Raw genomic sequence first — 538 nt, forward strand, 5'->3', positions numbered from 1 at the left:
ATCCTGCGGATCGGCGACACGCTGACCGAGGGCGAGCCCATCAACTTCCGCGGTGTCCCCTCCTTTGCGCCGGAGCATCTGCGCCGGGTGCGGCTGGACGATCCGATGCTCGCGAAGAAGCTCAACAAGGCGCTGGAGCAGCTGGCCGACGAGGGCGTGGTGCAGATATTCCGCCCGCTCGACGGCTCGCCGCCGGTGATCGGCGTGGTCGGACTGCTGCAGGTCGATGTGCTGCAGAGCCGGCTCAAGGTGGAATACGGCGTGCCGGCCGGGTTCGACCAGACGCAGTGGGAATACCTGCGCTGGGTGACCTCGAACGACCGCGCCGCACTGGAGCGCTTCAGCCAGTTCAACCGTAGCGAGCTGGCCCATGATCATGACGGCGAGCTAGTGGCGCTGTTCTCCTCCGACTGGCGCCGCAAGCGGGCCGAGGACGAATGGAAGATGCTGAGCTTCCACGCGCTGCGCGAGCAGCACAGCCTCTCCGAGAGCTGAGAGGGTGTCTTCGGCTCAGGCGAACATCTCGATGGTGCCATCC

1 pseudogene is annotated in these 538 nt (G+C 66.2%); it reads left to right on the top strand.

From position 1 onward, the window contains the following. Positions 1-495, top strand: a pseudogene (gene prfC / locus AC1DWF_RS37980) (peptide chain release factor 3); the annotation flags it as partial. Positions 496-538 lie beyond the last annotated feature (43 nt).

It is taken from the genome of Aminobacter sp. P4_D5, from assembly GCF_056401815.1.